The 6,556-nt window shown below is 75.7% G+C and carries 6 protein-coding genes; 3 read left to right on the forward strand and 3 right to left on the reverse strand.

Translation table 11 applies throughout. The features are described from left to right. Nucleotides 1-88: 88 nt before the first annotated feature. The 3 genes from murC to HCN52_RS10660 all read right to left on the reverse strand — a co-directional run bounded on the left by murC (nt 89) and on the right by HCN52_RS10660 (nt 3,173). Nucleotides 89-1,495, reverse strand: coding sequence for a UDP-N-acetylmuramate--L-alanine ligase (murC, locus tag HCN52_RS10650; RefSeq protein WP_168088165.1), 1,407 nt, complete (start codon nt 1,493-1,495; stop codon nt 89-91). A 118-nt stretch (nt 1,496-1,613) separates the two neighbouring features. Further along, a complete protein-coding gene (locus HCN52_RS10655) occupies nt 1,614-2,081 on the reverse strand; it encodes an indole-3-glycerol phosphate synthase (protein ID WP_168088166.1) in 468 nt (155 codons plus the stop codon). Between the two features lie 291 nt (nt 2,082-2,372). Then, nucleotides 2,373-3,173 carry a pyrimidine reductase family protein gene (locus HCN52_RS10660; RefSeq protein ID WP_168088167.1) on the reverse strand — a complete coding sequence of 267 codons (801 nt, stop codon included), beginning with the start codon at nt 3,171-3,173 and terminating at the stop codon, nt 2,373-2,375. A 72-nt stretch (nt 3,174-3,245) separates the two neighbouring features. Here HCN52_RS10660 and zapE point away from each other — a divergent pair, with 72 nt between their 5' ends. The 3 genes from zapE to HCN52_RS10675 form a co-directional block, all read left to right on the forward strand. Next, entirely contained in the window at nt 3,246-4,409 is a 1,164-nt protein-coding gene (gene zapE, locus HCN52_RS10665) for a cell division protein ZapE (RefSeq protein ID WP_376767115.1), read from the forward strand. Between the two features lie 101 nt (nt 4,410-4,510). Next, a complete protein-coding gene (locus HCN52_RS10670) occupies nt 4,511-5,434 on the forward strand; it encodes a PPK2 family polyphosphate kinase (RefSeq protein WP_168088168.1) in 924 nt (307 codons plus the stop codon). Nucleotides 5,435-5,629: 195 nt separating this feature from the next. Then, on the forward strand, nt 5,630-6,556 hold a 927-nt coding region (locus tag HCN52_RS10675; protein ID WP_168088172.1), incomplete at its 3' end, for an MbnB/TglH/ChrH family RiPP precursor modification enzyme.

Genomic DNA, 6,556 nt, shown 5'->3' on the forward strand with positions numbered 1-6,556 from the left:
GGGGCAGACGCTCGCGCCGGCGGTGGCGATCGTGAGCGGTTCGCTCGACCTGGACTTCGACGCCCCGCTCCGACACCGCTCGCGCCGCTCAGCCGGTCTGTGCCAGCCGTGCCAGGATCGCGGGGCCGAGGTCGGTCACGTCCCCGGCCCCCATGGTCAGCACCAGGTCGCCGGGGGCGACCATCGTGGCGATGCGGCGTGCGACCGCCGTCATGTCGGGCTCGGGCACCGCCCGGGCGCCGTGGGCGAGCGCGGCCTCGATGATCAGGCGGCTGGTCACGCCGGGGATCGGGTCCTCGCGCGCCGGGTAGATGTCCAGCACCACGGAGTCGTCCGCCAGCGCTAGCGCCTGGCCCATCTCCGTGCCCAGTTCCTTGGTGCGGCTGAAGAGGTGCGGCTGGAAGACCACCAGGACGCGGCCGTCCCCGGCGCCGTCCCGGACGGCCTCCAGGTCGGCCGTCATCTCGGTGGGGTGGTGGGCGTAGGAGTCGATGACCCGGACCCCGCCCGCCTCGCCCTTGAGCTGGAGGCGGCGCGCCACCCCGGTGTAGCTGCTCAGCGCGGCGGCGAGCTGGTCGGCGGGCACGCCGACCGCGGCACCGGCGGCCAGCGCGGCGACCGCGTTGTGGGCGTAGTGGCGACCGGGGACGGAGACGGTGAACGCGATCTCCTGCCCACCGAGGGAGACGGTGACCTCACTGGTCAGCCCCTTCGGCTCCACCTTCAGCACCCGGGCGTCGGCGTCGGGGGCGGCCCCGTAGGTGACGACGCGGACCCCGCGCTCGGCGGTGTCCGCCGCCACGCGGCCGATCAGTTCACGGGTGCCGGGGTGGTCGGCGTTGATCACCAGGGTGCCGCCGTCGCGGACCCGGCCGACGAAGGTCGCGAAGGACTCGTAGATCTCCTCGATCGACGCGTAGTTGGCGTGGTGGTCCAGCTCCGCGTTGAGGATGACGGCTACCTCGGGGGCGTACCGGTGGAAACTGCGGTCGCTCTCGTCGGCCTCGGCGACGAAGAGGTCGCCGCCGCCGTTCTCGGCGTTGGAGCCGGGGTGGTCGAGGTCGCCGCCGATGGCGTAACCGGGCTCCAGCCCCAGGGTCCGCAGCGCGACCGCGAGCATCGAGGTGGTGGTGGTCTTGCCGTGGGTACCGGCGATGGCCAGCGCGCGGCGGCCCTCCATCACCGCGGCGAGCGCCTCGGACCGGTGGAGCACCGGCAGCCCGCGCTCGCGCGCGGCGGCCAGTTCGGGGTTGGTGTCACGGATGGCGCTGGAGACGACGACGCAGCTGGCGTCCGGCGCGAGGTGCTCCGCCTCGTGGCCGATGGCCACGCGCGCACCGAGGTCACGCAGGGCGCGGACGGTGGCGGACTCCCGGGCGTCGCTGCCGGCGACGGCCGTGCCGCGCTGGCTGAGAATCTTCGCGATGCCGGACATCCCCGCTCCCCCGACCCCGATGAAGTGGGGGCGATCCCAAGTGGGCGGGCCTGCTGCCATGCGCGTTCTCCCTCGTCGATTCCTTCCCGGGGATTGTCGCACCGTGTGCGCGCGCCCAGGGGCAGCGGGGGCCGCGCCGCGCCGCGCGCCGGGGGCGCGGGCGGGGCGCGGGGTGGTGTCACTCGGCGTGGGCGAAGAGCTTCAGGACGGGGACGCCCACCTTGTGGCGGGCGCGGGAGGCCCAGTCCCGGTGGAAGAGCTCCTCGATGTAGTGAGGCGCGGTCAGCACGACGACCTCGTCGGCCGACACCTCGCGGACCACCGCGGCGAGCTCCTCCAGCGGGTGGTCCGCCACGAGTCTCCCCTCGGCCCCGGCGCCGGCGTCCCGTAGTGCGGCGACGGAGTGGTGCAGCGCGCGTTCGGCCGGCGGCAGCGCGTCGGGACCCTCGGGGACGTCGTTCTCCCGCACCGCCCGCCCGAACTCGCCGAGCGCCACGTCGTCCAGTGCTCGCAGCAGCCGGTCCTGGTCCCCTCGGGGCTGCAGCAGCACCACGAAGGTGACCGGATCGTCGCCGTGGAGGGTGGTGACGAGGTCGACGTCGGTGGGCACCAGCGCCTTCTCGATCATGAGGACTGTCGTGATCACCGTGAGTGCCCTTCGTCGAGGCCGGAACCCGCGTGGTCCGGCACGGACCGCCGTGCCCCGTCGGCGCACGGGGTCGCGCTGTGATTCTGCCCACCCAAGGATAAGCGGAACGTGATCTTCCGCTCTTGTGCGCCGCTCCGCGCGCCGGGGGTGCTCGTCTGCCTCCCGCGCCCCGACGGGCGCTCCCGCCCCGCGGCGGGGCGCGCGGGGGCGGCTTCGGACGGGCCGGCGGCGGGGCGGTCGGGACAAGGCAGGCGGGGCAGGGCGGTCGCGGCGTGGCGGTGCCGGAGGTCAGGCGGCCGGGCCGGCGCCGTCCCTCGGCAGCACCCCACCGCGCACGTAGCGGGTGAACAGGAACCCCTCGTGCTCCAGCACCGACCGGGGCGCGAACTCCGTCGGGGCGGGCAGCGCGGACCCGCTCGCGATGCGGCCCGCCTCCCCCAGGGCCAGCCGCGGCGCGAGCGTGAGGCACAGCTCGTCCAGCACGTCCGCGGCCGCCAGGTCCCCGAGGAGCCGCGGCCCGCCCTCGCACAGCACCCTGCGGTGGCCGAGGTGCGCGAGCTCCCCCTTGATCCGTTCGGCGTCCGCACCGGCGCCCTCCCCCGCGATGACCACCACGGCGCCCGCCTCGCGCGCCCGGCGCAGCCGGTCGGCGGGCGCGCCCGCACCGGTCAGTACCAGCGTCGGGGTGTGCGGCGCGGCGAAGAGCGGGGCGTCGAAGTCCAGGTCGAGCGAACCGCTCACGATCGCCACCGCCGGCGCGAGCGTCTGCCCCGCCGCCTCCCGGGCGGCGGTGAACTCCTCGCGGCGGCGGGCCGGTCGGTACCCCTCGGCCCGCACGGTCTGCGCCCCCACCAGCACCACGTCCGCCAGCTGGCGCAGGACGCCGAAGATCCGCATGTCGGCCTCGCCGGAGAGCGGCTGCGACCTCCCCCCGTGGTGCACCGCCCCGTCGAGCGAGGAGACCATGTTGGCGCGCAGCCACCCCCCGTCCGGCGCGGGGTGGCGGTAGGCGCGAGCGAGCTCGGACAGCTCCCAGAGGCCCTCCCGGGGCTCGGCCGCGGGCTCGGGGGCGGGGATGAGGCGTCTCATGGCGCGCAGTGTGGCACAGCGCACCGGTCCGGCCGGGCTCCGCCGCCGGGCCGCCGCCTAGACTGGACGACCGTGTCCTCCAGCGCTGCGTCCCAGCCCCCGTCCGCCACTCCGGCCGGCACCGTTCCGCCCGCCGACGGGAAGGCCGCTGCCGCCACCGGCCCCGCGGACGGCGAACGCGGGACACCGGTCGCGCTCTGCGACCGCTCGCCGCGGGTCCCCGCCGAGCAGCTGGTGGCCGAGATGGTGCCGCCCCCGAGGTTCGACGCGGTCCGGTTCGAGACGTACGTCCCCGATCCCTCGCAGCCCAGCCAGACCGAGGCCGTCGAGCTGCTGCGCTCCTTCGCCTCCGGCCTGGGCGGTACGGGAGAGGGCGCCGGCCCCAAGGGCGGCGGCATCTTCCGCCGCCGTCGCAGGCGCGCCCCGGCCGCGGGACCGCGCGGGGTGTACCTCGACGGCGGGTACGGGGTGGGCAAGACCCACCTGCTGGCCTCGTTGTGGCACGCCACGGCGGCGCCCCCGGAGCGCAAGGCGTTCGGCACCTTCGTGGAGCTGACCCACCTCGTGGGGGCGCTCGGCTTCCAGCAGGCGGTGACGGCCCTCTCCGGGCACGTGCTGCTCTGCATCGACGAGTTCGAACTGGACGACCCGGGCGACACCGTGCTGGTCTCCAGTCTGCTCGCCCGGCTGGTGGAGGCCGGGGTGGCACTGGCGGCGACCTCCAACACCCTGCCCGGCAGGCTCGGCGAGGGGCGGTTCGCCGCTGCCGACTTCATGCGGGAGATCCAGGGCCTCTCCGCCCACTTCCGTGCGGCGCGCATCGACGGCCAGGACTACCGGCACCGCGGGCTTCCCGAGGCACCGCCACCGCACGGGGACGACACCGTCGTCCGGGTCGCGCACCGCACACCCGACGCGTCGCTCGACGCCTTCCCCGACCTGCTGGCCCATCTCGCCACCGTGCACCCGAGCCGGTACGGCGCGATGGCCGAGGGCCTGTCCGCCGTCTGCCTCACCGGGGTGAAGCCCGTTCCCGACCAGTCGACCGCGCTGCGCCTGGTGGTCCTGGCCGACCGGCTGTACGACCGCGAGGTCCCGGTCCTCGCCTCCGGCGAACCGTTCGACCGGCTGTTCTCCGAGGAGATGCTGAACGGCGGGTACCGGAAGAAGTACTTCCGGGCGATCTCCCGACTGACTGCCCTGGCGCGGGACGCGGACCGGCTGGCACAGGGCTGAACACTCCCCGCCTGCGATGGCGGACCGGCTCGCCTGCCGCCATGCTCGGGGGAACGGTCGGGCGCCGCGCCCGGGCGCGTGCGGTTCCACGGGGAGGCACGATGGCAGGATCCCGGCGCCCCGGGCCCGGCGGGGCCCCCACCTCCCCCGGCCCGGTGTCGGCTCTGCTGCGGGTCGATGGCGGCTCCCCCGTCGACCTCGGCTCCCTGCCGGCCGACGCCACGACCGGGTTCCCGCCCGAGCCGACCGGCGAGCGCCGTCCCCGGGGCGGGAAACACGACAAGCGCGCCGCCCGCCACGCGGCGGAACGGACCGCGGCCGAACTCGCGGCGCTCCAGGAGCGGCTCTACGCGGCGGCGACCGCCGGCGACCGACGCCGGGTGCTGCTGGTGCTCCAGGGCATGGACACCTCCGGCAAGGGCGGCACCGTCAAGCACGTGGCGGGCGCGTTCGACCCGGCGGGCTGCCGGGTGCACGCCTTCAAGGCACCGACCGCCGAGGAGCGGGCGCACCACTTCCTGTGGCGGATCGACGCGGCACTGCCGCCGGCGGGCGCGATCGGCATCTTCGACCGCTCGCACTACGAGGACGTCCTGATCGCTCGCGTCCGCGGGCTGGTCCCACCCGCGGTCTGGGCCCGCCGCTACGACGAGATCAACGCCTGGGAGGCCGGCCTCGCCGCCGACGGGGTCACCCTGGTCAAGGTCTTCCTGCACATCTCCCGCGACCGGCAGCGCAGGCGGCTGCTGCGACGGCTCGACGACCCCGACAAGCAGTGGAAGTTCAGTCCCGGCGACGTGGCGGAGCGGGCGCTGTGGCCCGCCTACCGGGAGGCGTACGAGGCGGTGCTCGAGCACTGCTCGACGGCGGTGGCTCCCTGGTACGTCGTCCCGGCCGACCGCAAGTGGTACCGCAACTGGGCGGTGGGCCGGCTGCTCGCGGAGCACCTCGCCGCCCTCGACCCCCGCTTCCCCCGCGGGGAGCTCGACACCGAGCGGTACCGCGCCCGGCTGCTCGCCTCCTGACCCCGCCCCGGCGGGCCGCGCCCCGGGCGGTCGGCAGCGCGCGGAACCGCCCCGGCACGCCCCGGCGTCCGTGACCGCGCAAGCTCAAATTCTGCTCTGAACTCGCCGCCGCGCCGGTTCGTCCCCGTACCGCAGGAGATGACAAGGGCACCGGCGCCGGAGCACCGGCCTTTCCGGGAGAAGGGGGACCAGCTCATGGTCGCACTGGGCACGGGAATCGGTTGGCGGCCCGAACTCGCTTCGGGGATCGCGGGGATGACAGGTCTCGACTGGGTCGAGGTGGTCGCGGAGAACATCTGCCCCGGACATCTGCCCGAGCCGCTGCGGGCGTTGCGGGAGCGCGGCGTGACAGTGGTGCCGCACGGGGTGGGTCTGGGCCTGGGTGGGGCGGACCGGCCCTCGCCCGCGCGGCTGGTCCGGCTCGCCCACGTGGCGGCCGAGCTCGACGCCCCGCTGGTGTCCGAGCACATCGCGTTCGTGCGGTCCGGCGGCCCGTCGACGGGGGACGGCCGGGTGGAGGCCGGCCATCTGCTGCCCGTTCCCCGCACCCGCGAGGCGCTGGACGTGCTGTGCGAGAACGTCCGCATCGCACAGGACTCCCTGCCGGTGCCGCTGGCGCTGGAGAACATCGCCACGCTGGTCGCCTGGCCCGACGAGGAGCTGACCGAGGCCCAGTTCCTCGGAGAGCTGGTGGAACGCACCGGCGTGCGTCTGCTGATCGACGTGGCCAACCTGCACACCGACCGGGTGAACCACGGGCGGGACCCCGCGGCGGTCCTGGCGGCGCTCCCTCTGGAGGCGCTGGCGTACGTCCACGTCGCGGGCGGCGTGGAGCGCGACGGCCTCTGGCACGACACCCACGCGCACCCGGTCCCGCAGGCGGTCCTGGCGCTGCTCGGGGACCTGTGCGCGCTCCGGCGGCCGCCCGGGGTGCTGCTGGAGCGGGACGACGCGTTCCCGGAGCCGTCCGAGCTGGCGGCGGAGCTCGCGGTGATCCGCGCGGTCGTCGCCGCCACCGGCGGATCGGCGCGGCCCGCCCCCGTGCGGGGGACGGCCGCGCCCGCGCCGCCCACGCCGAACGCCACGCGGCGCCCCGGGCCGTCGCTGCCGCGCCCGGCGGAC

The organism is Streptomyces bohaiensis, assembly GCF_012033785.1.
Taxonomy (GTDB): domain Bacteria; phylum Actinomycetota; class Actinomycetes; order Streptomycetales; family Streptomycetaceae; genus Streptomyces; species Streptomyces bohaiensis.